The organism is Rhodanobacter sp. K2T2, assembly GCF_013408815.1.
Taxonomy (GTDB): domain Bacteria; phylum Pseudomonadota; class Gammaproteobacteria; order Xanthomonadales; family Rhodanobacteraceae; genus Rhodanobacter.
This window is the reverse complement of record NZ_JACCCA010000003.1, coordinates 140,051-166,476: the sequence shown is the minus strand read 5'-3', so window position 1 is coordinate 166,476 and position 26,426 is coordinate 140,051. Positions and strand designations below refer to the sequence as shown.

The 26,426-nt window shown below is 63.5% G+C and carries 22 protein-coding genes; 12 read left to right on the top strand and 10 right to left on the bottom strand.

The window, feature by feature from the left end:
* Window positions 1-13: 13 nt before the first annotated feature.
* Window positions 14-640 (bottom strand): HNH endonuclease, encoded by a 627-nt coding sequence (locus HDE78_RS06390; RefSeq protein ID WP_179477703.1) that lies wholly within the window; start codon window positions 638-640, stop codon window positions 14-16.
* 291 nt (window positions 641-931) lie between these two features.
* Between HDE78_RS06390 and HDE78_RS06385 the strand changes: the two genes are divergently transcribed.
* On the top strand, window positions 932-1,714 hold the full coding sequence (locus HDE78_RS06385; protein ID WP_179477702.1) for a SapC family protein: 783 nt from the start codon (window positions 932-934) through the stop codon (window positions 1,712-1,714).
* Window positions 1,715-1,766: 52 nt separating this feature from the next.
* Here HDE78_RS06385 and HDE78_RS06380 read toward each other — a convergent pair whose 3' ends face one another.
* The gene (locus HDE78_RS06380; protein WP_179477701.1) at window positions 1,767-2,240 is read right to left on the bottom strand and encodes a GNAT family N-acetyltransferase; all 474 of its coding nucleotides are present in this window, start codon (window positions 2,238-2,240) and stop codon (window positions 1,767-1,769) included.
* A gap of 167 nt (window positions 2,241-2,407) precedes the next feature.
* On the opposite strand from HDE78_RS06380, the gene HDE78_RS06375 reads away from it, so the two are divergent.
* Window positions 2,408-2,644 carry a hypothetical protein gene (locus tag HDE78_RS06375; RefSeq protein WP_179477700.1) on the top strand — a complete coding sequence of 79 codons (237 nt, stop codon included), beginning with the start codon at window positions 2,408-2,410 and terminating at the stop codon, window positions 2,642-2,644.
* Between the two features lie 202 nt (window positions 2,645-2,846).
* Here the strand turns inward: HDE78_RS06375 and HDE78_RS06370 are convergent, their stop codons facing one another.
* The 3 genes from HDE78_RS06370 to HDE78_RS06360 form a co-directional block, all read right to left on the bottom strand.
* On the bottom strand, window positions 2,847-4,835 hold the full coding sequence (locus HDE78_RS06370) for a CocE/NonD family hydrolase (protein ID WP_179477699.1): 1,989 nt from the start codon (window positions 4,833-4,835) through the stop codon (window positions 2,847-2,849).
* Window positions 4,836-4,991: 156 nt separating this feature from the next.
* Entirely contained in the window at window positions 4,992-6,779 is a 1,788-nt protein-coding gene (locus tag HDE78_RS06365) for an acyl-CoA dehydrogenase C-terminal domain-containing protein (protein WP_179477698.1), read from the bottom strand.
* Window positions 6,780-6,869: 90 nt separating this feature from the next.
* Window positions 6,870-7,352, bottom strand: a complete 483-nt coding sequence (locus HDE78_RS06360; RefSeq protein ID WP_179477697.1) for a hypothetical protein — start codon at window positions 7,350-7,352, stop codon at window positions 6,870-6,872.
* On the opposite strand from HDE78_RS06360, the gene HDE78_RS06355 reads away from it, so the two are divergent.
* The 7 genes from HDE78_RS06355 to HDE78_RS06325 all read left to right on the top strand — a co-directional run bounded on the left by HDE78_RS06355 (window position 7,351) and on the right by HDE78_RS06325 (window position 13,226).
* On the top strand, window positions 7,351-7,515 hold the full coding sequence (locus HDE78_RS06355) for a hypothetical protein (protein ID WP_179477696.1): 165 nt from the start codon (window positions 7,351-7,353) through the stop codon (window positions 7,513-7,515). The two genes, HDE78_RS06360 and HDE78_RS06355, sit on opposite strands and share 2 nt — an antisense overlap.
* The gene (locus tag HDE78_RS06350; RefSeq protein ID WP_179477695.1) at window positions 7,512-7,988 is read left to right on the top strand and encodes an SET domain-containing protein-lysine N-methyltransferase; all 477 of its coding nucleotides are present in this window, start codon (window positions 7,512-7,514) and stop codon (window positions 7,986-7,988) included. Before HDE78_RS06355 ends, HDE78_RS06350 begins: the two co-directional genes overlap by 4 nt.
* A gap of 102 nt (window positions 7,989-8,090) precedes the next feature.
* Window positions 8,091-8,636, top strand: a complete 546-nt coding sequence (locus tag HDE78_RS06345; RefSeq protein ID WP_179477694.1) for a type 1 glutamine amidotransferase domain-containing protein — start codon at window positions 8,091-8,093, stop codon at window positions 8,634-8,636.
* Between the two features lie 479 nt (window positions 8,637-9,115).
* The gene (locus tag HDE78_RS21185; protein ID WP_179477912.1) at window positions 9,116-10,009 is read left to right on the top strand and encodes a hypothetical protein; all 894 of its coding nucleotides are present in this window, start codon (window positions 9,116-9,118) and stop codon (window positions 10,007-10,009) included.
* 128 nt (window positions 10,010-10,137) lie between these two features.
* Window positions 10,138-12,153 carry a hypothetical protein gene (locus tag HDE78_RS06335; protein ID WP_179477693.1) on the top strand — a complete coding sequence of 672 codons (2,016 nt, stop codon included), beginning with the start codon at window positions 10,138-10,140 and terminating at the stop codon, window positions 12,151-12,153.
* 178 nt (window positions 12,154-12,331) lie between these two features.
* Window positions 12,332-12,664 carry an SMR family transporter gene (locus HDE78_RS06330; protein ID WP_179477692.1) on the top strand — a complete coding sequence of 111 codons (333 nt, stop codon included), beginning with the start codon at window positions 12,332-12,334 and terminating at the stop codon, window positions 12,662-12,664.
* A gap of 88 nt (window positions 12,665-12,752) precedes the next feature.
* Window positions 12,753-13,226 (top strand): GNAT family N-acetyltransferase, encoded by a 474-nt coding sequence (locus HDE78_RS06325; protein WP_345776041.1) that lies wholly within the window; start codon window positions 12,753-12,755, stop codon window positions 13,224-13,226.
* Between the two features lie 74 nt (window positions 13,227-13,300).
* Here HDE78_RS06325 and HDE78_RS06320 read toward each other — a convergent pair whose 3' ends face one another.
* The 4 genes from HDE78_RS06320 to HDE78_RS06305 all read right to left on the bottom strand — a co-directional run bounded on the left by HDE78_RS06320 (window position 13,301) and on the right by HDE78_RS06305 (window position 19,909).
* Window positions 13,301-15,574, bottom strand: a complete 2,274-nt coding sequence (locus tag HDE78_RS06320; protein WP_179477690.1) for a molybdopterin cofactor-binding domain-containing protein — start codon at window positions 15,572-15,574, stop codon at window positions 13,301-13,303.
* Window positions 15,571-16,101 carry a (2Fe-2S)-binding protein gene (locus HDE78_RS06315; protein WP_179477689.1) on the bottom strand — a complete coding sequence of 177 codons (531 nt, stop codon included), beginning with the start codon at window positions 16,099-16,101 and terminating at the stop codon, window positions 15,571-15,573. The genes HDE78_RS06320 and HDE78_RS06315 overlap by 4 nt, the downstream gene beginning before the upstream one ends.
* Window positions 16,102-16,279: 178 nt before the next feature.
* On the bottom strand, window positions 16,280-17,596 hold the full coding sequence (locus tag HDE78_RS06310; RefSeq protein WP_179477688.1) for an amino acid permease: 1,317 nt from the start codon (window positions 17,594-17,596) through the stop codon (window positions 16,280-16,282).
* A gap of 351 nt (window positions 17,597-17,947) precedes the next feature.
* Entirely contained in the window at window positions 17,948-19,909 is a 1,962-nt protein-coding gene (locus HDE78_RS06305) for a S53 family peptidase (protein ID WP_179477687.1), read from the bottom strand.
* Window positions 19,910-20,210: 301 nt separating this feature from the next.
* Between HDE78_RS06305 and HDE78_RS06300 the strand changes: the two genes are divergently transcribed.
* Window positions 20,211-20,984, top strand: a complete 774-nt coding sequence (locus HDE78_RS06300; RefSeq protein WP_255457673.1) for an outer membrane beta-barrel protein — start codon at window positions 20,211-20,213, stop codon at window positions 20,982-20,984.
* Between the two features lie 73 nt (window positions 20,985-21,057).
* On the opposite strand, the gene HDE78_RS06295 is transcribed toward HDE78_RS06300, so the two are convergent.
* Window positions 21,058-21,939, bottom strand: coding sequence for a PhzF family phenazine biosynthesis protein (locus tag HDE78_RS06295; RefSeq protein ID WP_179477686.1), 882 nt, complete (start codon window positions 21,937-21,939; stop codon window positions 21,058-21,060).
* A 205-nt stretch (window positions 21,940-22,144) separates the two neighbouring features.
* Here HDE78_RS06295 and HDE78_RS06290 point away from each other — a divergent pair, with 205 nt between their 5' ends.
* Together HDE78_RS06290 and HDE78_RS06285 are read left to right on the top strand one after the other, a co-directional pair.
* Entirely contained in the window at window positions 22,145-23,659 is a 1,515-nt protein-coding gene (locus HDE78_RS06290; RefSeq protein WP_179477685.1) for a fumarate hydratase, read from the top strand.
* A 139-nt stretch (window positions 23,660-23,798) separates the two neighbouring features.
* Entirely contained in the window at window positions 23,799-26,423 is a 2,625-nt protein-coding gene (locus tag HDE78_RS06285) for a bifunctional aspartate kinase/diaminopimelate decarboxylase (protein WP_345776036.1), read from the top strand.
* Window positions 26,424-26,426: the final 3 nt, after the last annotated feature.

The following is a 26,426-nucleotide window of genomic DNA, read 5'->3' as shown; positions in this document are numbered from 1 at the left end:
AGCGGCGCGTGCCCTAAGCGAAGGCCTCTGCCGCTGCAGGCCGGCGATTGCGTGGCAGGTGATTGACCAGAAACTCCATCTGGTCGGCCAGGATGTTGCGGTTGGACAGAATCAGATGCTCGACCCAGCTGGGCCGGTAGGGTACGGCCAGCAGCGGCATGTTGGCCTGTTGTGGCGTGCGGTTGCTCTTTTTCAGATTGCAGTGCAGGCAGGCGCTGACCACGTTTTCCCAGACGTCGGCGCCGCGCTTGGAAATGGGCAGCACGTGATCGCGGGTCAGTTCGCCGCGCGTGAAGCGATTGCCGCAGTACAGGCATAGATGGCGGTCGCGCGCGAACAGCGCGGTATTGGTCAGTGCGGGTGCGGGGTCGATCGCGTGATCGCGGCAGTGGCCGGTGCTGGCGATGATCGGATGCAGATGCATCAGGCTCTGCTCGCCGTGCAGGCGGTTGATGCCGCCGTGTACGGTCAGGCAGGGCTCGCCGAGCGTCCAGGCCACCGCGTCGCGCACATAGAGGCAGACCGCCTCCTGCCAGCTGATCCAGTCCAGGATGCGCCCGGCGGCATCGAGCGACAGCACGCGGGTCGCGTGGATGTCGGCCCGGGTGGGCACTTCTGTCAGAGGGACTTCCATAAGCATGCAGATCGTCCTTCAGCCAAGGCGTCGGAGAGCGCTACAACAATGCAGGATGCGTCATTCTCTCCAGCATAGAACACTTTGATTGCAATTCGCATGCTAACCGTATCGGCGTCCCGGGGGCCTGCCGGCACCGCGATGAGGCAAGGGAGGTTCGGGCCGTATTCCCTGCGGCGACAAGTCGCCCGCCCGCGGCGGCGCTGATATAGTCACCCATCACAACAACCCGACGCCGGGTTATGGGAGGGGACGCTTCGGTGGCGACCCCGGCACGGCGGGGCAGAGGTAGTCAACGTGGCTGAAGTCCTTTTCTACGAGCGTCCCGTTCCGCTCAATCGTGTCGATCACAAGGATCTGCGCCTAAAGAGCGTGCCGAACTTGAAATATGCCATGAAGGCGCATTCGGTGCCGCTGACCGGTACCGAGTTCTTCATCGCCGGGCGCGATCTGATGATCGTTTTCGCCGGCAACGACGTGAAGGACGCCGGCCCGGTGGCTTTGCTCGGCTTGCGCCAGGACGAGAATCTGTACATCGACGCGGAGGGTCATTGGGCCGCCGATACTTACGTGCCCGCCTTTATCCGCCGTTATCCGTTCGTATTGGCCGAGAAGCCGCAGGGACAGCCCGGCGAAGAGCTGACTGTTTTCCTCGATGAGGACTACGCCGGCTTCAACAAGACCGAAGGCGAGCGCCTGTTCAAGGAAGACGGCACCGATACCGAGATGTTGACCCAGGCCGTCGGCTTTCTGGGCGAGTTCCAGCAGAACATTGCGCGCACACGCTGGTTCCTCGAGCAACTCAACAAGCATGACCTGCTGATGCCGCGCAATATCCGCCTGACCCGCGGCGCGCCGGACAGTCCGGACAGCCGGTCGATCAACCTCAACGGTCTGTTTGTGGTCAACGAGGAAAAGCTTCGTACGCTGGACGAAAAGACCACGCACGAGTTTGCGAAGGAAGGCGTATTCGGCTGGATCTATGCACACCTGATGTCGCTCTCGAATATCGACCGCCTTGCGCGTCGACTCGAACAGCGCGAGCTGGCCGAAACGCCGGCCAGCGAAACCCGAAACTAACTGGTCGCGAACGGCTGGCGCGGCGCCTATGGCGTTGCGCCAGCCGTTTTTTCTAGCGCACCGCTTTGGCCAGCCGCAACAGATCCGGCGCATAGCCGCTGGCTTCATACAGCGCCCGTGCGCCCTCGTTACCCGGGAACACCGCCAGGGTCACCAGTTGGCAGTGGTGTTCACGTGCCCACGCTTCGGCGTGCGCCAGCAGGGCCTTGCCCACGCCCTGACGCTCGTGCTGAGGCACTACCGCCAGATCGGAGATATGGCAATTGCTTCGTCCGGTGAAGAAATCTTCAGTGCGCTGAAGATGGATAAAGCCGACCCGCTCGCCATCGGCATTCTCAGCCACGAACAGATAGCTGTTCGCCGGCTGATCCTCCAGATGTTTCAACAGGTCGTCGCGAATGCCTTCGATGCATTCATGCCGACGTCGCCACGGCGGCAATGTGAAATCCACGAATCGCGGCACCAGCGAAAGAATGAAGTCGTCGTCGTCTTCGGCAAGACGGATCAGCAAGTGTGGCTCGGTCATCATTGTGAGGGGTAGCGGGGAGTCCGTATTCTTTTCTACACCCTGCGCCGGCACGGCGGAAGGGCTCGCCCAACCATCGGCGTCAATATCGCCGCCGGAACGGGCGAGAAGAGCGCCCTGCGCCGTCGCTCCTCGAACGTTGGCAAGCCTATTGCATTGCCTAGGGCATGAGCGAATCAGCCTACGACATCTCCTATCTGCTTCAGGCCGAGCTGGCCAAGTTCAGTTCGCCGACGCCGTCGGCCTCTCAAACGGAAACGCTTTCGTCTGCCGCGAAGGCCGCTGAACAGGACGCCGCGGCCATCCATGCCGCCACGGCCCGCGAGCTGCTGGCGCTAGACGACGTGCATGAAGAGCTGATCCGACAATACATGCAGATCAGCAGCTTCAAGGTGCAGGCCTGAGCGAAACGTTTGTGGCGCGGGGCTCCCGCGGTCATGACTGCACCGATCCCGAATTGACCCACTGCGGCACTTTTCTTCGTCTCCGACTGATCTGCTGACCATTTGTGACGCGTACGTTCGAAAGAGCCGTGCTTTGTCACCATCCCAGGAGCCCGGCCAGACCGGGCTTTTTACCGGGTCAACCGCTGAGGCAAACGATCGCCTAGCTTCCGACGACCGGCAGCGCGATGTAGCTGGCCTGCTCCGGCGAGTGGTAAATCCGCTGGGTGGCCTTCTGGTAGTCGGCTGGCGTAGCCTCGAAGATGCTCGGTACGAAGGTCTGCGGATTGCGGTCGTAGAGCGGGAACCAGCTCGACTGCACTTGCACCAGGATGCGATGGCCCGGCAGGAAAACGTGGTTGGTCGCGGGCAGGGCAAAGCGATAAGCCAGCGGCTGGTTGGCGACCAGAGCCTTCGGCGTGACAAAGCTCTCGCGATAGCGGCCGCGGAAAATATCCATCGCCACCGCCAGCTGATAACCGCCCAGATCGGGCCGGTCGGCGACCTGATCGGGGTACACGTCGATCAGCTTGACCACCCAGTCGCTGTCGGTACCGCTGGTGGATGCCGCCAGATGCACCTCGGGCACGCCGCTGATTTTCACCGGCGCAGTCAGCACGTCGCCGGTGAAGGTCAGTACGTCGGTACGACCCGAGGCTTCGCGCTGGTCGTCGACCAGCCACTGCGACCAGGTCTGGCCGGGATCGTAGCCGACCGGCTGGATCGGTCGCGCTCGGAACGGCACCGGATGCGCGGGATCGGAAACGTACTCGTCGTAGGCGGCGCCGGTGGCGGGCGCGTTGAAGCCGAGTTTCAGCCCCGGCTCCAGGTAGAGCGAGCGGCTTTTCGTCGGGCAGCCGCTTTCGCAGACCAGCGGCCAGCGATCGAGACGACGCCATTGATTGGTGCCGGTTTCGAACGCGGTGACCGGGGCGAGATCCGCCTTGGGCGCGCCGTCCTTCAGGTACTGCGCGAGAAACGGCCGCAGGATGTGCTCGCGAAAATACTTGCCGGTATCGCTGTCGAAGCTGATCGCGCCCAGCGAGCTGGCTTCCTCGATCTCCTGGCCGTGGTGCCAGGGACCCATCACCAGTTTGACCATGTCGCCGCTGCTGTCCTTGGGCTTGATCGCGCGATAGACGGCCAGCGCGCCGTAGCTGTCTTCCTGATCCCACAGGCTGTGCACCAGCATCACCGGCACCTTCAGCGGTAGCGTGCCCAGTACCTTGTCGACTGCCTGATCGCTCCAGAACGTATCGTATGACGGGTGCGCCAGCAGCTTGTTCCAGAAACCGAGCTGGGTCATGCCGTACTGGCGGCTCAGCTCGGCGGCCGAGCCGGCCTGCATGAACAGGTCGTATTCGTCGTGGTAGCTGCTCCACCACTTGATGCTGTTGTCGCGGCTGGCGGTCTGCTCGTAGATATAGCTCATGTTCTGCTGGCGGAAAGCGCCGTTGTGGAACCAGTCATCGCCCATCCAGCCGTCGACCATCGGGTTCATCGGCACCGACACTTTCAGCGCGGGGTGCGGGTTGACCAGGGCCATCAGAGGCTCGAAGCCGTCGTAGGAAATGCCCAGCGTGCCGACCTTGCCGTTGGACTCGGGCACGTGCTTCACCAGCCAGTCGATGGTGTCGTAGGTGTCGGTGGCATCGTCGACCGACGTCGGGTTCTGCGGACCGTGCATCGGACGGTTCATCACGTAGTCGCCCTCCGAGCCGTACTTGCCGCGCACGTCCTGCACCACGCGGATATAGCCGTCTTCGACAATCACGTCGGTGGCGTTGTCGTAGCCCTGCAGCATCGGGCCGAGGTGGCCGCTGGGCGTATGCGTGGTCAGGGCCTTCGCATCGTAGGGCGTGCGCGTCAGCAGCATGCCGGCATGCGCGGCGCCGGCGGTGGTCAGCACGCGGGGCACCAGGATGATCGTATGCAGCTTCACGCCGTCGCGCATCGGAATCATCACCTCGCGCCGCACGTAGTCGTAGCTGGCGGTGGCCGGCTTGAAGTCGGCCGGCGTTTCGCTGGGATAGTTCGGGTATTTCGCGGCAGGCGGGTCCGTGGCCAGCAAGGCGCCGCTCATCGTGAGCAGCAGGGTGAACAGCGCAGGCCTCAGCCCGCGCCACGCGACGACGGCACGACTCGACTTCATGATGACTCCCCGTTGGATAGCTCCCCTAGAGTAGCCGCATGTTGCGGCCGCGAGTCATGGTGACGTTGCAATGCCGGTGGGCAAAGCATGGCGCATGAAAAAGCCCGGGCAAGAGAGCCCGGGCTTTTCATTTTCCACTGCCTGTACCGCGAGGACTCAGGCGATTTCAGGCACCGTCGCGATGCCGGCCTCGATCCCTGCCTGATGCATCAGGCAGCGCGTCAGCAGGCGGGCGAAGTAGAAGCTGGCCGTGTCGCGCTTGGCCTGCTTGAACGCTTCGGACTGCGTGCTGGTTTCCGCCGCCGCCACGCCCTTGGCCAGCAGGTAGGCGAGGGCGACATAGCCGGAGTAATACAGGTAGTCGTTCGCCGCGGCGCCCAGTTCTTCCGGGTTGGCCTGGATCTTCTGCGCCAGCTTCATGGTCAGGTCGCCCCACTGCTTGGTCGCCACGGCGAGCGGACCGATCAGCGAGCGCAGCGCTTCATTGTCCTTCTGCGCGTGGCAGAACGTGCTGATCTCCTCCAGGAAATGCTTCAGGCCGACGCCCTGCAGCTGGAGAATCTTGCGGCCCAGCAGGTCGGCCGCCTGGATGCCGGTCGTGCCTTCGTACAAGGTGATGATGCGGGCATCGCGGACGAACTGCTCCATGCCGTTTTCGGCGATGAAGCCGTGGCCGCCGTAGACCTGCAGCGCCTCCTTGGTGCACTCCTGCGCCAGCTCGGTGACCACACCCTTGGCAATCGGAATCAGGAACGCGACAAGCTCGCCGGCCTTCTTGCGTGCGGCCTCGTCAGTGGCGCGGGCTTCGATGTCGGTCTGCAGCGCGGTATAGAGCAGCAGTGCGCGCGAACCTTCCACGAAGGCGCGCTGGGTCAGCAGCATGCGCCGCACGTCCGGCTGCACCAGCAGATTGTCGGCGACCTTGTCGGGGAACTTGGCGCCGGAAAGCGCACGCGACTGCAGGCGCTCGCGGGCATAGTTGAGGCTGTTCTGCAGCGCGCGCTCGGCCAGCGCCAGGCCCTGCACGCCGACGGACAGGCGCGCGGCATTCATCATGGTGAACATCGCAGCCAGGCCCTTGTGCGGCTTGCCGATCAGAAAGCCCTCGGCATTGTCGAAGTTCATCACGCAGGTGGAGCAGGCGTGGATGCCCATCTTGTGCTCGATCGAACCGGCGGTCACGGTGTTGCGCTCGCCGAGCGAGCCGTCCGCGTTGACCTTCACCTTGGGCACGATAAACATCGAGATGCCGCGGCTGCCGGCCGGCGCGTCGGGCAGGCGGGCCAGCACCAGATGCACGATGTTCTCGGTGAGGTCGTGCTCGCCGGCGCTGATGAAGATCTTGGTACCGCTGATCTTGTACAGGTCATGCTCGCCCGACTTGCCCGCCGGTTCGGCGCGGGTCTTGATCATGCCGAGGTCGGAACCCGCCTGCGGCTCGGTCAGGCACATGGTGCCGGTCCAGCGGCCTTCGACGATCGGTTTCATGTACAGCTGGCGCTGCCATTCCTCACCGTGCATTTCCATCGCGTGGGTCGAACCCTCGGACAGCAGCGGGTACAGGCTCCAGGCCAGGTTGCCGGACTGGAAAATTTCCGTGGTGGCGGTGCCCAGCACGGCAGGCAGCGCCTGGCCGCCGTAAGCCTCGGGGTTGGTCAGGCCGGTCCAGCCGCCGTCGGCGAACTGCTTGAAGGCCTCCTTGAAACCCTTCGGCGTGGTCACCGTGTGGGTCGCCTTGTCGAAATGGCAGCCTTCGGTATCGGCGGGCCAGTTGGTCGGTGCCAGCAGCTGCTCGCTGAGGCGGCCGGCTTCTTCCAGCACGGCGTCGAACAGGTCGCGGCTGTGCGCTTCGCCGCCGCTCAGGCTGGTCAGCGTTTTCTCGGCGTCCAGCACGTCGAAGAGGGTGAAGCGCAGGTCGTCGAGGGGAGCTTTATAAGCGGTCATGGCAATTCCTTGGTCGAAGGGTCGTCGTGCAGAAAGTTTTCTGAGTTTGTGTCGAAGCGACGCGCTGCCTTGCGTCGTGTGTGGAAGCGATCAGCGGTAGGTGTTGGGTATGCCTGGCGTCGGCGACAGCGAATCGTTGCCGCTGAAATCGAAATCGCGCGCCTGTTTTTCCTGTTCGGGCTTGGCGTTGGCGCTGCCGCTGACGCGGTAGCCCAACGATCCGGCGCTGCCCTTGGCGCTCACCGCCTGCAGCGCCTTGGACATCGGTGCGGTCGGAAGGATGGTCAACGTGGTCACATCGCCGGTGAGCGCGGGGATATCCAGTTCGAACGTGCCGTGCAGCCGGACCGGTACCAAGTCGGCAATCTGCAGCTGTCCATCCAGCGAGGTGAAATCCATCTCGCCATAGCTGTTGTTCTGGATACGCACGCTCAGCTGCCACTCCCCGTCCGGCAGCAACTTCAGCTGTTGCACGCTGACGGTTGGCGGAAAGACGCTCTTCTTCGGCGGCCCGCAGGCAACCAGCCCGGCCGTCAGCAAAAACATTAGAGAATCGCGCAGCAGTCGATGCATGGATATCATCTCAAACGATTGTTTGAATATTAGCAGGAAGTCGCAAAAGTGCGGTGACGGCCTGGCAAACGTTTTGACGCATAGAAAAATCCCGGGATGGTTCCCATGGCGCGATGCAGCAGGCATCATCGACTTTTCCATTTACACCGGCAGCCTTACATGACCCGTCGCATCGTCGCCCGTCGCTCCCCCATTCACGGCAATGGCGTCTTCGCCGTGGAGCCGTTGGCCAAGGGTGAGGAAGTGATCCAGTACAAGGGCAAGTTGCTGACCAACGACGAGGCCGACGAGCTCTATGGCGACGGCGGCGAAACCGGTCACACGTTCCTGTTCACGCTCAACGACGATTACATCATCGACGCCAACCAGAACGGCAACGGCGCGCGCTGGATCAACCACAGCTGTGAGCCCAACTGCCGCGCGGTGGTCGAGGAAAGTCCCAGCGGCAATCCGCGCCGCGACAAGGTCAAGATCGAAACCATTCGACGCATCAAGCCCGGCGAAGAGCTCACTTACGACTACGGCATTGTGCTCGAAGTACCGCATACGGCGCGGCTGAAAAAACTGTGGAAGTGCCTGTGTGGCTCGCCCAAGTGCACTGGCACCTTGCTGAAATCGAAGACGCAGCACGCCTGACTCGAATTGCGCCATGCGGTGCTCACGCGCCGCATACGCGACGGACACGCGGCGCGCATCCGCCTGCGGCGATAGTCGATGCTCGTCCCCACGGAGAGCGTCATGAGCAAACAAAATTTGAACGGCCGTCATATTGCAGTACTCGCTACCGACGGCTTCGAACAGAGTGAATTGCAAGAGCCCAAGCGCCTGCTGGAAGAAGCCGGTGCTACGGTGCATGTCATCGCCCCGGATGGCGCCAAGCAGATCAAGGGTTGGAACAAGAAAGACTGGGGCGACTCGGTCAAGGTCGACAAGCCGCTCGAACAGGCGCAGGCCGACGACTACGACGCGCTGGTGCTGCCGGGTGGGGTGATCAACCCGGACAAGCTTCGGCTCGATACCAAAGCCATTGCCCTGATCAAGGCCTTTGGCGCGGCCGACAAGCCGATCGCCGCCATCTGCCACGGGCCGTGGACGTTGATCAACGCCGAACTGGTCGAAGGCCGCAAGGTGACATCGTGGCCTTCGCTGCAAACCGACTTAGAGAACGCGGGCGCCAAGTGGCAGGACAGCGAGGTCGTGCACGACGGCAACCTCATCACCAGCCGCAAGCCGGACGACATCCCGGCCTTCACCAAGACGTTGATTGCGGCGATCGCGGCGTAACTATCGCCCGCTTTTCCCTCTATCAGAACAGGTCCTCACCGCCGCACCCACGGGTGCGGCTCTTTCATTCGGCCGTCCAGACGGCTCAGACCCCGGTCTGCTCATCGATCTAGCAGGGAACGCGGTTACTTGGTTAGCCATGTCAAAGATCGCTGAGCTTCCCGCGACAAGGCGGCTTTTCGTTAAGCCGTCTTCTCCAAATTTCGTTGACGATGGCCGTCTGCCAGGCTGTGGTCGACCGAATCGTGCGCGACAGGCGGAACCGCCGGCGCACTTCGAGGTCTGCAGGGGGCGGAATACTGCGCACATGAGATGTATCGGTCCTGCTTGGTTCAAGCGTCATACGGCATGCTTCACCGTTAACTTCGCCACGAGACACCGTCATTACCCATCCGTCGCAGCGCGATCAGCCCCCTGGGGCACCAAGTATCGACCGGCCCGCTCGCGGGCTGGTGCCGCTGGATGAGTCCACCAGCGCGATGCTCCGTGCGCTGCCGCGGCGCCGTTCGACGCGGGATCCCGGCTGGCTATGGCTGTCCATCATTGCGGCCCTGCTGCTGCACGGGTTCTTCACCTGGTTTGTATGGCGCCAGATGCGTCCGGACACGTCGCCCCAGGCCATGGCGGCGCCACCCGGCGCGGACGCGATCGAGATCCGCTTTATTCCTCGCCATCCACCGGTGACGGCACCCCTACCGCCGCCGCCCGCGCCGCTACCGCCGCCGCCGAAAGTGGCTGCCTCGCGTCCGCGCCCCGTGGCCAAGCCGGAGTCGCCGTCGAAAGATGCGATGACCGTGCAGTTGCCGGCGACCAAGCCGGACACCACGCCGCCGCCCACGCTGTTCGACAAGAATGGCCAGCCCCTGCTGCCTGCATCGGCCACCAGCACGCCGCCGAAGGCCGAAGCGGATTACGTTCAACGGATGCCGACGGACGACGACAAGGTGATGCAGCACAGTTCGCCGATCAAGTACGCGCCGACGCGCTTTGACAAGTACTGGCACAAGACCAGCACGGTGGACGGCGCCCTGCAGAAAGCGGTCGATGCCACCACGGTCAAAAAAACTTTCAATCTGCCTGGCGGGGTGCATATCCACTGCGCCGTTTCGGTGGCGATGCTGGCCGGCGGTTGCGGCGGCGATCCGCCACCGCCGCCGCCGAAGAAAGACGGCGACGAGCGCCTGAGCATGGCGCCATCGCAGCAGTTCGGCAAAGACCCGCATCCACCCACGCCGCCCACGCTGGAGGCGTGTATCGCCATGTATCGCGCGGACAAGCCACTGGAGCACGGCTGTCCGGTGGATACGCCCAGTCGCGCGGTCGATGCGGAAAAGGCGCAGGCCGCTGGCAAAGCGGCTACGGGCAAGCCATAGGCCATCGTCGATGACATAGCGGGTATCGGCGAAATCCCGGGGGCGCCGCTACACTGCCGGATATGCCTCTGCCGCCCATCGACCCTTCCGCTGCCGATGATCCCGCCAATCGCCCTGCACGAGTCCTGATGGACTCGCCGCTGGCGACGTCTACCCGCGTGATCGCCCGTCGCCGGCTCACGCGCGAAGAGCCACACGAAAGTTGGCGTCGCATCATCAGCATCGTCGGCGCGGTGCTGCTCCACATTGTGTTTTTGCTCGTTTTCATACTCGGGCCGGTCGACGAGGGCAGGTTGATTCCGGAGCCCAAGGTGGTGGCCCTGCACGTGCGCCTGATCGATGCGCCCGAACCGCCGCCACCGCCACCGATCCGCGGCACCCCGCCGAGAGAAAAGGGGCCTCGACACAAAGGCCAGGCCGCGGCGGCATCCAAGCAGCGCGCCAATGCCAGCCCGCGCAGCAGCGAGCCGTCGACCATGGCGGTCGCGCAGGCCAGCCCGGCGACGGCGCCGCCGGTGGTTGCGCAAACGACCGTAACGCGGTCGCCGACGCCTAAACGAGTCGCGGCCCCGAAACCGCCGGTCAGCCTGCCCAAGACCGCACCCACACCGCAGCTGCAGCCGATTCCCGTAGCCGGCCCGCCGCCGCCGGTGGTGCTGGCCGTGCCGACCATGCATGCGCCGGTACCGCCCAGATTTCAGCCCGAACCCGTGCGTGCGCCGCAGGCTGAGGGCAATCAGCCGATGCCGCCGCCTGCTTCGCTGGCCCTGCCGGACGTACCGCCTCAGGCGATGCCTGCAGTGGACAATCCGACCATCGCTCTGACCAGCGTTGCGCCGCCGGCGAACGTGCCGCCGAGCGTGGCCCCCGCGCGAGCGGAAATGCCGGCCGCTCCACCGGTGCCCGAATTACAGGCGATTCCTTTACCTGCGCAGACCGCGGCCACGGTCAACCTCAAGGCATCGATGAGCGTGGCCGCTCCCGCGGCGCCGCGCGAGCTGCCGCAAGTGCAGGCGCCGACGGTGGAGCCGACCGAAGCTCAGCTCGAGGCGGTACCGGTGTCGCCCACCACCCGTCCGAACGTGGCGTCCGTGGCGCCGACGGTGAAGATCGACGTGGCCGACAAGGCATCGGTGTCGGCCGTCCAGACGTCCATACCCAAACCTGATCTTAGCCTGCAGCCGCTACCATCCGTACCGGCGCCCGCATCCGATCAGTCGTCCAGCGCCAATCAGGCGGCGCCATCGGCGACCAAGGCGGACGCTGCCGATAAATCGGCTGCCCCCGATTCGGCCGACAGCAAATCCGCCAGCACTCGGCCTGATGCCAGCGCCAGCCAGAGCAGCAACGATCGCGACGTCAGCACCGCGCCGAATGCCACGCCCCAGGGCAGCGATACCGCTACGCCCGGCCAAATCAACGGCGTAGCCAACGCGCCGGATACCGAAGGAAAGCAGGGTGCGCAGCCCTCGGCGACACAGGCGCAGGGGGCGGCCAGCGCGGCTCCGTCCAATGGCAAGAATGCCGGCGTCGGCAGGGCCGATACCGGTACCGGTCCTGTCGGCACGATTTCTCAGGCCGGTGCCGAGCAGGGCGCCAAGCAGGGCAACGTAGGCAGTTACGTGCAGGTGATCCCGCATGGCGACACCACGATCATGGATCACCGCGCGCCCAACATCGGCTACAAGCCGACGCGTTTCGACAAGGACTGGACGCCGCCTGGCGAAAGCTCGGTCGATACCGCGCTGCGTCACGCGGTAGAGAAGACCACGACAACGCATACGTTTCATCTGCCGCAGGGCGTACGTATCAAATGTGCGCTCACGCCGCTGCTGCCCATGGCGCTTTTGAGCTGTGGCAATGGCGACCCGCCGCCGCCGCCGGTGGCCGACAAGGTCTACGACCGCATGCATCTCGCGCCGGCCAATCCGCCGGTGCCGCCCGCGCCCGCAGCCAGCGCGGCGCAAGTCGCCAAGGTGGCGCCGCTCAAGCTCGACAACAGCGCCGAGTGCGCCACCGCACGCGTCAGCGGCGGTCCGCCGCCGCCGGGCTGCGAGTCGATCATCCTGCCGGTGAAGCTGGCCCATCCCGCGTCGTCATCGTCGGCCGGCTCGTGGGTGCCGGCGAGCGATCAGTTTCATTGAGCTTCACCTGACCGAACCAACGGGCCGCTGGCAAATGCGTCACCACGGCGGTCATCTGCCGAGTAGCCGACGTGCGCGACGCTCACTTCCCGATGCTCAGACAATTGGTTGCGCTGCAAGACTGTCGTTTGTCGGCAGGAACTCTCAAACTTCCTCTCCATGCTGGAGGGCTGAAACGATGAAAAACTGGCTGTTTCTTGCTGTTGCAATTATCGGCGAGGTTGTCGCCACGTCTGCTCTTAAATCCGCTGACGGCTTCACCAGACCTGTTCCATCGGTGGTGGTGCTTGTGGGTTACAGCATCGCTTTCTATTTCCTCTCTCGCGCGCTTGCGGTTATCCCGGTCGGTATTGCCTACGCTGTATGGGCTGGACTCGGCATTGTCCTTGTAGCGGCCATTGCGTGGATTTTTCACGGACAAAAGCTCGATCTATGGGCCTTCGTTGGCATGGGACTTATCGTGAGCGGCGTATCGGTACTCAATGTGCTCTCGAAGGTCAGCGCTCACTAGCCAGCATCCGCCGGGTCAGGAGTGGCGTCCTGAAATTTTTCGAGGTCGAATCGGTTTCGCGTTTCAACTCAGGCTCAAGGTTTTGACGGTGCAGGCTTACCGATTGAGAAACGCAACTTTCGATGATCTCGAGCTTGCCTACGAGATCACCAAAGATGCCATGCGCGGTTATGTGAAGCATACCTGGGGCCGCTGGAATGAGCGCGAGCAATATCAGAAGCACCGGGATAACTACACATCTGAAACACACAGGCTTATCGAGGTCGGGAACGTGATTGCCGGTTTAGTCGCCACCGAGAACCTGCCTGATCACGTCTGGCTGGTTAAGCTGTATCTGCTGCAGGCCTTCCGTAGCCTGGGCATTGGAGCGGCGGTACTTGAGCAGGTTGTGCAGGAGGCGGCCGAAATGGGCCTGCCGGTGCGTTTGCGGGTGCTGCGTGTCAATGAGCGTGCTCGGGCGCTATATGCGAGACACGGCTTCAGCGTGGTTGGAGAGACGTCCGAGCGCATTTTCATGGAGCGACCGTTGCGCACGCTGGATGTCAGGCCGGAAAAAGTGTGAAGAAATGTTCGTACTTACAGAAAATAAATGGCCGTAAAAACGGCCATTTATTCAGGTCCAAAGGAATATAAAATTCACGATAACCGCGACAGCTCCCGGGTCAGTGGAAGCCGCCTGATACGCACGGCGGTGGCGCGGAACACTGCATTGGCGAGCGCCGGCGCGGCCGTCGGCATGGCCAGAAAGCTGGCGCCGGCCGGGTCGCGATCGCCGGGTACGGTGATCACTTCCACCGCATCGGGCAGCTGCGCCATGCTAGCCAGGGGGTAATCCTTAGCGCTGTGCTGCTGGATCTGGCCATCCTTGAAGGTGATCGACAGATTCAGTGCGGTAGACAGTGCGTCCAACGTGGCGCCGGCGACCTGGCCTTCCAGGCCCATCGGATTGATGATACGCCCAACGTCCACGGCGCAGACTACGCGCTGGACGATGAGCTTTTGATCCTTGGTAGCCACCTCGACCGCATGCGCCACGTAAGCACCGTTGAAGTGCCAGCAGGCGATCCCCAGGCCGTTGACGCTGTGCAGCCAGTTTTTCCATTCGATGCGGTCGGCCACCAGCTTCAGCACGTTGATCAACCGGCCGGTATCGAACGTGCCGCCACCGCTCAGTGGCAGTTCGCGCGCGTCGCCAAGCAGGCGCAGGTGCGTGTCGAGCGGATCCTCTTTCATGCTGTGCGCGATTTCGTCGATGAAGCTCTCCACCGCGAAGGCGTTGCTGAGGTGCGGCATGCTGCGTGCCGGGCCTCGCGGTATGGCCGAGGTCTGCGCGTACCAGTCGCTGCGGTAGTTGGGTACCAGCGCGGCGGGCAGCTGGTCGACATCGACTTCGGAGGTCCACAGGCGGCTGTCCGGCACGCCGCGGTTGACCAGGGCCGAGGCGCTGACCATGCGCTGATACCAGCCGGTGATCTGGCGCTTGCGATCGATGATCACGCTGAGCTGGTGCACGCTGCCGGAGCGGTAGTAGTCGTGCGCGAGGTCCTGATCGTGCGTCCAGATCAGGCGTACCGAGGTGTCGATGTCCTTGTTGCTGGCCAGCATCACCGCCTCGGCCAGGTAATCGTGATCGAGCCGCCGACCGTAGCCGCCGCCGACCCGCGGCACGCCGATTTCGATCTGATCCGGCGAAAGGCCGGTAATCCGGTGTACGACGGCCCAGGCTTTCTGCGGCGCCTGCGTCGGTACGACCAGGGTCGCCTTGTTTTTTTCTACGCGAACCAGGCAGTTCATCGGCTCGGCGGTGGCGTGTGCCAGCCACGGCTGGAAATAGGTGGCTTCGAGTCGGCGCGCGGCCTTTTTGCTGGCCGCGTCATAGTCGCCATCGTTGCGCACGCGAGTGGTCGGGTCAGTCTTGCCCGCGAGCAGGGCGTTAGCCTGCTGCTCCAGCGCGTCGCTGCTTTCGCTGTTGCTCGCGCCCGCCTTCCATTTCAGCTTGAGCTTCTGGCGGCCCTTGAGCGCGGACCAGGTGTCTTCGGCGAGCACTACCACGGCGGTGGCGCTGAGCGTGGTACCGGCCTGCTGGCCGACTTCGGGGCTGAGCTGCAGCACCTTGCGCACGCCTTTGACGGCCAGCGTGTCGGTGAAGTCGATGCCGTCCAGCGTGCCGTCCGGCCACGGGCAGTGCACCACGACGGCGGTGAGCGTGTCGCCGTACTGCTGATCGATCGCAAAGCGCGTCTGGCCGGTGACGATTTCGCGCGCATCGACGTCGCCCGCGGGGTTGCCAATCAGCTGATAGCGCTCGGCGGTTTTCAGCGGCGGCACGCTGGTGGGCATGTCGATCTTGCTGGCGTCCTCGACCAGGCTGCCGTAGGTGAAGCGGCGGCCGTCCAGTGCGATCACCGTGCCCGATTCGCAGCGCAGTCGGTCGGCCGGCACGCCAAGACGACGCGCGGCCGCCTGCAATAGGAGCCAGCGCGCCACGGCACCGGCCTGACGCAGGTCGGCCCACGCGGCCGAAATGGAGCCGCCGGTACCGCCGAGCTGACGGCCGTAAATCCAGCTGGGCTGGCCGTTGTTGTCGGTCACGCCCAGGCCCAGCGATACCACGCTGACGCGGTTCCAGTCGGCGTCGAGCTCATCGGCGATGATGCGCGGCAGCGAAGTGGCCACGCCGGTGCCGGTGTCCGGATCGCGCACGCCGATCAGCACGTTGCCGTCGGTATCGATGCGCACATACGCACCGATACCATAGAAGGTGTCGCCGAGCAGCGACGGTGGCAGTGGTGCGTCGGTATCGGCGGCCTCGGCCGCGCGGATACCGATGACCAGCGCGCCGGCTGTGCCGGCCAGCACCTGCAGAAAGCGCCGGCGCGAGAGCCGGATGCCGCGGTTCGCATCGCTCATGGCTGGCCCGCCTTGCCGGCGGCCACGCGCTTGATCGCCCGGCGCACGCGCGTCTGGCAGCCGCAGCGACAGACATTGGGCAGGGTGTCGATATCGTCGTCGCTGGGCTGCTTCTTGCGCTTGAGCAGATCGACCGAGGCGATGATCCAGCCAGGGGTGCAGTAGCCACAGCCGATCGCGTCCTCGTCGATGAAAGCTTGTTGCACGGGATGCAGGGTGCCGTCGTTGGCGGCGAGTCCCTCGATGGTGACGATCTCAGTGTTCGCTGCCTTGGCCACGGTCACCGAAATGGCCGAGGTCGCCTTGCCCTTGAGCAGGATCAGGTCCGCGCCGCTCTCTCCGTGTTCGCCGCCGTATTTGGTGCCGGTCAGCCGGAGCACGTCGCGCAGATACCAAAGCAGCGGCATTTGCGGATCGCCGGTGTGTCGGTAGTGCTCGCCGTTGATCTGCAGGTCGATGCCGTCACGGATCTTGTCGGGCACGATGGTCTCGGTGGCCGGCAGAGCCTGGGCTTGCGCAAGCGCCATTCAAAATCTCCTCGAAAGCTGTGAGTGCATTGTCGCATCTCGACAGCGTGCTCCGCTGAACAGGCGCTGCCGCGTATGGCAAACATCCCTGCTTCTAGCCGAAAAATTTTTGCCGCTTGTGGCAATCATTACGGCTTAAGGCCGAACAGGTGACGCCACTTGTGGGAGGCGTTACGGCTTAAGGCCGAAAAAGGTGACGCCAAATGAAATACACCGGCACGCCGGCGGCAATGATTATCAGCCCGATACCGGCGTTGACGGGGTTGTCGCGCATGGTGGCAAACACCACGCAGGCGATGACCGCGACAAACACCAGCGGCAGCAGCGGATAACCCGGCACGCGAAAGCGGATGGTTGCGTCGTCGTGACGGCGATACCAGAAAAGCGTCGCCACGCCCACGGCGCAGGCGAGCCAGTCGCCGAACGTGGCGTAATCGAGCAGTTGGCTATAGCTGCCGGTGACCGCAAGCAGGATCGACCAGCCGATCAGGATCAGCAGCGCGATATTCGGCGTTTTATAGCGCGGGTGAAGCCGCGCCACCGACCGAAAAAACAGGCCGTCCTCGCCCATCACCTGCAGCACGCGGGCACCAGCCACCAGCGTGATGTTGCAGAAACCAAGCGCGGAAATGGCCACGCCCAACGCAATAAGTCTGGCACCGAACGATCCGAAAACCATCTGCATCACGTCAGCAGCGGGCGCCTGGCTGGCCGCGAGCCCGGCATGTCCCAGTGCGGCCAGGTAGGCCACGTTGACCAATACGTAGGCCGCGATCACCAGCAGCATGCCGAGCGTCAGGGCGCGCGGTAGCGTGCGCTGCGGATCGCGTACTTCGCCCGCGAGGTTATTGAGGTAGGTGAAGCCCGAATACGCGAACAATACCGGCAGGGCCGCGCTCATGAAGCCGGTGCCGTGATGTGCGGGATCGACGGCCAGTATCTGCGCATGCCCGGCGCCGGCAAGAAACAGTCCGCACACCACCAGCACGGCCACTGCCAGCAGTTTCAGCAGCGCGAAAAGGTTTTGAATCCGCGCGCCCAGCCTGAGCCCGAACAGGTTCATTCCCGCCACAAACACCAGCGCGCCGACGGTCAGCGGCATCGCCCACGCCGAGGAAAGGCCGAAAAGCGTGCTGGCGTATCCGGCAAAAATCTTGGCCACGAAAGCGGTGGAGCCGGAATAGATGACCAGCAGCATGGTCCAGCCGAACAGAAAGCCCGCCAGCGGCCCGAACGCTTCTCTTAAATACACATAGCTGCCGCCGGCATGCGGCCGCCGCGCACCGAGCTCGGCATAGCACAGCGCGCCGATCAGCGTGAGCAGGCCGGCTCCGACCCATAGCAGCAAGAGCGTCAGCCCGGAGTTCGTGCGCTGGGCGACGATACCCGGCGTGAGAAAAATACCGCCGCCGATAATGCCGCCCACTACGATCAGGGCAGCATCCCATGGGCGCAAACTTCGGAGATAACCGGAGGGTGTCGGCGAGGAACTCATTTATCGGGCCAGGGCGGAAACGACGCCAGAGCATGGCGTTTCCCCAGAACACCGGCAAGCCCTCAGTTAGAGCCGGTCCAATATCTCTGCGTGGTGCGCCAGGAGCTGTTTGCGCGAGCCGAGGAAAAACGAGGGAATGGACGTCGGTCCATGACCGAGTGGTGACGCAGGAAGGCGGGCAAACAGCCGCTGCCCTTCGCGTTGCCTCGTCGTGGCCGCCAAGGCAACGCGAGTTACGCGGAGATTATTGAGCAGGCTTCTTACCTCTGTCGTATCCGCATCGGAGAATGTCGGCGAGAGGTGCTGATCGCGGCGATATATCCGCCGTCAGCACCTCTCCTCTTCGACTAATCAGAGACGAAAGCTGAAGAGCCCGCTTTTCAGATACAGATCGAGGTTGGTGACGTCCAGGGTGCCGATGCCTGCGCCCGGCTCATAGCCATGTTTTCCCTGGTAAAACCAGTTGTCGCCCTGGCGGATGTCGTTGAAGGGCGAGTACTTGCCGTAGCCGAAAATGTTCTGCATGGCATACACCTGCGGATTCCACAGGCCGATACGATGATGGTTGCTCTGCGTCAGCAAAGCACTGATGCCGTTGAGCTGGGGCGCAACAAAGCTTGTGCCGCCTTCAGCAATCAGCCCCCCGTCGTAAGTGGATACCACCAAATACCCCGTTTCCGGATCCGCATTGAGTGCGATATCCGGCACATTGCGGCCGCGGAAGTGCGCCGGCAACTTCAGCAGTGTCGTGGGACCTGCAGTCGGATCGTTGTAAGAAAGCGACTGTCCGCTCTCGCTGGTGCGGATGCCGTTGGTGAATAGTTGATAGAACGGCGTGTGCCAGTACACGCTGACGCCGCCGCCGCCGCCGACCGAGAACACATCGACCAAACCCGGACCGAAGTTGGTGTCGAAATAATTCTGGATGTAATCCCAGCCCCAGACGCTTTCCTGAGTAAGCGAAGCATTCGGGCCGCCGTTGAAGCTGTACGTGTAAGGTCGCGTGGTGCCGCCCGCCGCGGTGATATACGGATCGGAAGCCGGAGAGTCCACCGTTAGCGGAGCGGTATAAGTGCCGGGCGCCGTGCCGACGCCGAGCCCACGCACCGTATCGTAGGCGCCAGAGTCGCCGCTGGCAGCGAAGACCGACTGTCCTTGCGCTGCAGCCTCGAGGAAAATTTGATGGAAAGCCTGCAGATCGCCGGCATCGCTGGTATCCGTAATGCTCGCGCCGTCTACATTCAACGCCGCAAAGTTGAAAATCTCCGGACCGCCCCAGCTGGTGGAAATACTGTCGGCCTTGTTGTCGGAAACGGCTTGTGCGAAGGCATCGACAAAGCCATTGCCTGCATTGGGTGCGTCATACACGATGATGCTGGCATCCGGGGCAATGCCGCCGGACTGCTCCACATCAAGCGCAGTCTCGCCGCTGCCGCTGTCGATCGCGCTACCGCCATCCACATGGACCTGGGTGATGCGATTCGGTTTGGTGGCCAGGCCGATGTCGGTCCAATAGGTCTGTGCATCGGCGGGGTAGAAGTTGGATAGGGTAACGATGGCCAGGGTGCTGCCTTTGCCGGTTACGCCGCGCTTATACAAGGGATTGATGTTGTAGAAATTGGCCACGTCGCCGACCGTGTAGCTGCCAGGTTCGCCGGTAGCCGTCGGATTGCCTGCGGCAGCAGTGGCGGTAGCCGAATTGGCGATGGCGGCGGTTGCCAGCTTGGTCTTCTGTGCCGCTGTCGTTGGCGTGCCTGGCAAGTTCAATGCCTTTATCCGATGCGACAGATACTTCTTTTCATTGCTCAGGCCGGATGTGGCGACCACCAGGTCGGCGATCGCCGAAGGCATTAAGACGGTGGTCGAAGGGCGATGAAAATGCTGGCCGTTTGAGAGCGATACGTAGTTGTGGATAGGTGCATTGAAGGCTGCGCCGAGTTGGGCCAGAGTGCCCGTCGCGCGAATCGTCATATGGTTGTCCAGCACTTGGCTGCTCAGCCCTTTCTGCTTCAGATAAGCCTGTACCCGGGCTATTTCAGCCGCACTCGCACCGTACTGGCTGGCGAACTCACTGGTGCTCAGAAACTGCTGAAAATGCCTGCTGCCGGGCGTTACGGTGTCCTGGATGTACTGCTCCAGGGCAGCCTGATTGTGCAGTTTGAGCACGACGGTGACCGTGCTGGTCTGATTGCCGGAGGCCATTCCGACATCGGCTTCCATGTGCGAGTTGGCTGCCATAGAGGCGCCGCTGAAGCCTGCCAGGGTGACGGCGAGGGACGTTGCGAGGGCCGTGCGATTGAAATGGCGGATCATCGGATTTTCCTTCTGAAATGAAAAACGTTGATACCAAGCCGCAACGCCGACTACTGCCCGTTAATGCAAGACAGCATGTTCTTGGTCGGTCTAAAAGCGGCGTCGAGAAATACCCTGAGCGGCGGAGCACGTCCCCCTATCGTCCGTACAATGCCTGTTCATAAACTAGCGCAATGGGATGGCGAATTGAGCGTACAGTGGATCGAAAGTTCTTTCGATACGACTATTTCCTAGATGCTTCTTTAAGTCCGCGCGACGTACTGACGATCGAGCGCTGCCGAAGTACGTCGACACCCGTGATATGAGCGGCTTTAACCTTTTAGAGTGCGCAAACTTTTTTAACCGGCCATGCCGGTTCGTCGCATCAATGACGATGTCCGCTGCGCCGGTGTCGCAGGTACAGATTCCCTATTTCACCCAATTTGGTGAAAATGCGCCGCCCGCATGCATGAGGCAGCGGGAGGGAAGTACCAACATAGGGGAAAATATGAAGCAGCAGATTTTATCGATCGCCGTTGTCGGCGCGCTGGCGGCTGCCTCGGGCAGCGCATTGGCTGACGAACCGGGAGCATTTTTCATCAACGGCAATCTCGGTCAATCGACTTATCACGACAGCACCTTCAGCAACAACACCGACACCAGCGGCGCGATTCGCGCCGGCTACAGTTGGCAGAGCGACGTCGTCGATTTTGGCGTGGAAGCCGGTTACGTTGATCTCGGTACGGCCTCTACCCAGTTGACGTCGAATTTGCCTGGCCTGAGCGAAAAAGTTAGCGCCAAGGCAAGTGGGCCGCTGCTTGGTCTGAACCTCAAGTACAAATTCCAGAGCCACATGTTTGTCTCCGCGCGCGGAGGCCTTTTCCACTCATCGGTGGATGTCGATGTCGGGAACTTCGGATCGGAGCGTTTCCACGGCAACGGCGGTTATCTCGGTGCGGCGGCGGGCTATGACTTCAACCAGCATTTCAGCCTGGGTCTGGCTTACGACGGGTATCACGCACGCATCGACAGCGGCGAGGCGAAGGGCAACGAAAGCATCGGCGTTTTCTCGGGCTTTGCCGAATACCGCTTCTGAGCGGGCGGCTCGTCAAAAACAACGGCCGCGAAAGCGGCCGTTGTTTTTCCCGGGAGGACTGCTGCCGGGCGAGTTAATGCAGCCGCAGCACGCCGCGCACGCCGATGGCGCACGCACCGCCGATGGTGATGGCCGATGTGGCGGCATCGACGCTGACTTCGACGATGCCGTTGCGGCCCACTTCGCGGCCCTGGCTTGCAAGATAGCGAGGACCATAGGTTTTGAGTTCGTCTGTTTCCCGCAGGTAGGCGGCGATCGCTGCGTTGGCGCTGCCGGTGACAGGGTCCTCGGGCATGCCGTCGGCCGGACAAAAGGCGCGCACGGCGATGGAAGCGGTGCCGTCGCGCTCGCGTCCGAATACGCAGACGCCAATCGCAGACGCGGCTTCGCAGATCGACGCGATGGCGAGGAAGTCCGGATGGAGCGCCCTCACGACGCTCGCTTCGTCGAGATCGCAGACGAACCAGACAGGGCCGTTGTCGACCTTGCGCATGCGTGCCGTATTCAGCGGTGTATGCAGGGCCTCGGCTATTTCGCCAGCGAAGGCGTCATCGCAGCGTTCGATCGTCGCCGGTGGTGCCTGTACGTGGATGACGCGCGAATCGCCTTCGCCATCGACCTGCACCGGCAGCAACCCCGCGGCACATTCCTGCACGAGCGAGCGCTTGCCCGCGGTCACCTTGCCGGCCTCGATCGCGACATAGGCGCTGCCGACGCTGGGGTGGCCGGCGAACGGCAGCTCCTGCCGGGTGGTGAAAATGCGCACGCGGTAGTCCGCCTGCGGCTGGATCGGCTTTAGTAGGAACGCGGTTTCGGAAAGGTTGGTCCAGCGCGCGATGCGCTGCATGGCGTCCGTATCCAGGTCGTCGGCATCGATCACCACGGCCAGGGGATTGCCGTCGAACAGCCGGCTGGCGAAGACGTCGAGCTGGACATACTGGAGGCAACGGGTCATGGCGATGGCTTGCACTGGGAAAGTCCCGGAACCATCGCACTCGGGTGCCTGAGCTGGCAAGCACCTCGCTGGTGCTACCGTCCAGTCAGATGCGTGCGGTCCGCTTGCGGCACAATAGGCGGGTGGTGCGCGGCCGACAGACGCCGGGCACGGCACCTTTTCCCTTCACGTCAGCCCGCACTGGCCCATCCTCAAAAGCCGCCTCATGACCATCATCAAGCAAGCCGATCTGATCCAGTCCGTTGCCGATGCGTTGCAGTACATCAGCTATTACCACCCGGTCGACTACATCAAGGGACTCGCCGCCGCTTATGAGCGCGAGGAGAGCCCGGCCGCCAAGGATGCGATGGCGCAGATACTGATCAACTCGCGCATGGCCGCGGAAGGGCATCGGCCGCTGTGCCAGGACACCGGCATCGTCACGGTATTCGTCAAGGTCGGCATGAACGTGCAGTGGGACGCGACGATGTCGCTGGACGACATGATCAACGAAGGCGTGCGCCGCGCCTATAACGATCCGGACAACACGCTGCGCGCCAGCATTCTGGCCGACCCGGCCGGCAAGCGCACCAACACGAAGGACAACACGCCGGCGGTGATCAACGTCAGTATCGTGCCGGGCGACAAGCTCGATGTCATCGTCGCGGCCAAGGGCGGCGGCTCCGAGGCGAAGTCGAAATTCGCCATGCTCAATCCCTCCGACTCGATCGTCGACTGGGTGCTCAAGACCGTGCCGACCATGGGTGCCGGCTGGTGCCCGCCGGGCATGCTCGGCATCGGCATCGGCGGCACCGCCGAGAAGGCGATGCTGATGGCGAAGGAATCGCTGATGGATCCGATCGACATCCAGGAGCTGATCGCCCGCGGCCCGAGCAATCGCGCCGAAGAACTGCGCATTGAGCTGTACGACAAGGTCAACGCGCTGGGTATCGGCGCGCAGGGTCTCGGTGGCCTGACCACCGTGCTCGACATCAAGGTCAAGGATTACCCGACCCATGCGGCCAATCTGCCAGTGGCGCTGATCCCCAACTGCGCAGCCACCCGGCATGCGCATTTCGTGCTCGACGGCTCCGGTCCGGTCGCGCTCGATCCGCCGTCGCTGGAAGACTGGCCCAAGCTTACCTACAACCCGACCAACGCACGCCGGGTCGATCTCGATACGGTGACGCCGGAAGACGTGGCCAGCTTCAAGCCGGGCGAAGTGCTGCTGCTCAACGGCAAGCTGCTCACCGGCCGCGATGCCGCACACAAGCGGATGGTCGAGATGTTGAACAAGGGCGAGCCGCTGCCGGTCGACTTCAAGGGGCGCTTCATCTACTACGTGGGCCCGGTCGATCCGGTGCGCGACGAAGTGGTCGGCCCGGCCGGCCCGACTACAGCTACGCGCATGGACAAATTCACCGAGCAGGTGTTGGCGCAAACCGGTCTGCTCGGCATGGTCGGCAAGGCAGAGCGCGGTCCGGCAGCGATCGAGGCGATCAAAAAGCATCGCTCGGTGTATCTGATGGCCGTGGGCGGTGCCGCGTATCTGGTGGCCAAGGCGATCAAGGCATCGCGCGTGGTCGGCTTCGCCGATCTGGGTATGGAAGCGATCTACGAGTTCACCGTGCAGGACATGCCGGTGACGGTGGCGGTCGATTCGCTCGGCACCTCGGTGCATCAGACCGGGCCCAAAGAATGGCAGGCGAAGATCGGCCGCATTCCGGTGGTCGTGGCGTAACTATCTGTCTGCCTTTTCGCGTCAGGTATCTATGGATGTCTAAACGTCTAAACGCGCAATGTCTCGAAGTCATTGCCATTTTTCCTGTGCAGCGCAACACTGGTGAGATGACCTTTCCCATCGCCGACAATCGACGCCCGTGACCCAGACCAATTCAGCACCTCTGCCTGCGGGCGCCCCGTGGATCGTGATGAAGTTCGGCGGTACCAGCGTGGCGACGCTGCCGCGCTGGCAGAACATTCTCGAGCTGGTCGCCAGCCGCCGCGCCGAGGGTGCGCGCGTGCTGGTAGTGGTATCCGCATTCACCGGTATCACCGATGCGCTGAAACAGATGTGCGCGCAGACCGCCGCGGACCTTCGCCTGCTGTCCGCGCAGGCGATCGCGCAGCGGCATCATGAGCTGCTGGGGCATATGCAGCTCGCTCTGCCCGAGACGTTGGCGGCGCGGCTGCACGACCTGGCAGGGCTGGCGGCGCACGGCGCCGGCGATCTGGCCTGGCAGGCGCAGGTGCAGGCGCACGGCGAACTGATGTCCAGCGCGCTGGGTGCCGCCTTTCTCAGCGCCAATGGCCTGACCACCGAATGGTTGGATGCGCGCGAGTGCCTGGAGGCGGTCACGCTGCCGAACCAGAACGAGCGCACGCGGCTGCTGTCGGCCATCGTCGATTCGCAGCCCGATCCGGTGCTGTCGGCGCATTTGGCGGCGCGCGGTGATGTGTTCATCACCCAGGGTTTCATCGCGCGCGAAGGCGTCGATCCGGACGATGCGTCGAACAAGGGCGGCCGCACGGTGCTGCTCGGTCGCGGCGGCTCGGATACCTCGGCCTCGTATTTCGGTGCGCTGCTGAAGGCGCTGCGGGTCGAAATATGGACCGACGTGGCCGGCATGTTTACCGCGAATCCACGCCAGGTGCCCGGCGCGCGCCTGCTGCGCCGGCTCGACTACGAGGAAGCGCAGGAAATCGCTACCACCGGTGCCAAGGTGCTGCATCCGCGCTGCCTGTCGCCGCTGCGGCTGCCGCGCGTGCCGCTGCTGATCAAGGACACCAACCGGCCGGAGCTGGCCGGTACGCGCATCGGCCCGGAGCTGCGCGAGGAAGCGCCGAGCATCAAGGCGATCAGCACGCGCAAGGGCATCACGCTGGTATCGATGGAGTCCGTCGGCATGTGGCAGCAGGTCGGCTTTCTGGCCGACGTGTTCAACCAGTTCAAGCAGCACGGCCTGTCGGTGGATCTGATCGGCTCGGCCGAAACCAACGTCACCGTATCGCTGGACCCCACCGAAAACCTGCTCGACTCCGACGTCCTGGCCGCACTGGCCACCGATCTGGCGAAAGTCTGCCGGGTCAAGGTGATCGCGCCCTGCGCCGCAGTGACCATGGTCGGGCGCGGCATGCGCTCGATGCTGCACCGGCTCAACCCGGTGATGGCCGAATTCGGCCAGCACCGCGTACATATGATTTCGCAGTCGTCGAACAACCTCAACCTGACCTTTGTGGTGGACGAGAACGTCGTCGACGGCATGCTGCCGCAGCTGCACGAGCAACTGGTGCGGGCCGGCGCCATGCGCACCGACGATGCCGATCTGTTCGGGCCGACCTGGGAAGGCATCTACGGTGCCGAAACGGCCCCGCACGATGAAGCCTGGTGGCTCAACGAACGCAAGAAGCTGATGCAGCTCGCCGAGCAGCGCAGTCCGCGCTATGTGTACCACCTGGGCACCATCCGCGAGCGCGCCCGCGCGCTGAAGGCCAAGCTGCCGGTGGATCGCTTGTTCTATGCGATCAAGGCCAACTCGCATCCGGCGATCCTGCGCGCGCTGGCCGACGAAGGGCTGGGGTTGGAGTGCGTATCGCCCGGCGAACTGGCGCGCGTCGCCGACACCGTGCCGGCCGCGACGCCGCGATTGTTCACCCCCAACTTCGCCCCGCGCAGCGACTATCGCGACGCGCTCGAGGCCGGTGTGATGGTGACGCTCGACTCGCTGCATCCGATGGAGCACTGGGTCGAGACCTTCGACGGCCACGACATCAGCCTGCGCATCGACTTGGGCCGTGGCTCCGGTCACCACGACAAGGTGCGCACCGGCGGCAGCACCAGCAAGTTCGGCCTGCCGCTGGATCAGCTGGACGCCTTCGTGCATCTGGCCAACGCGCGCCACGCGCGCATCGTCGGGCTGCACGCGCATCTGGGTTCGGGCGTGCTCGAGCCGGGTCATTGGGCCGAGGTTTACGCGCAGCTAGCCAGCTTGGCCGAGCGCATTCCCAGCGTGGAGTTTCTCAATATCGGCGGCGGCCTTGGCGTGCCCTCGCATCCCGGCGAGCAGCCGCTGGATCTGGACGCCGTGGGCGAGGCGCTGGCCGAGGTCAAGCGTCTGTATCCGCGCTATCAGCTGTGGATGGAACCCGGCCGCTTCCTTGTCGCCGAGGCTGGCGTGCTGCTGGCCAAGGTTACCCAGCTCAAGGGCAAGGGCAGCTGGCGCTATCTCGGCGTGGATGCCGGCATGCACAACCTGATCCGGCCGGCGCTGTACGACGCCTGGCACGAGATCGTCAACCTCACGCGCTTCAACGAACCGGCTACAGCGATGTATCAGGTGGTCGGCCCGATCTGCGAATCCGGCGACGTGCTGGGCAGCGATCGCCGCCTGCCGGAGAGCCACGAGGGCGATGTCGTGCTGATCGCCACCACCGGCGCCTACGGCCAGGTGATGTCTTCACCGTACAATCTGCGCGGTCCGGCAGAAGAAATCATTCTGGACTGATGT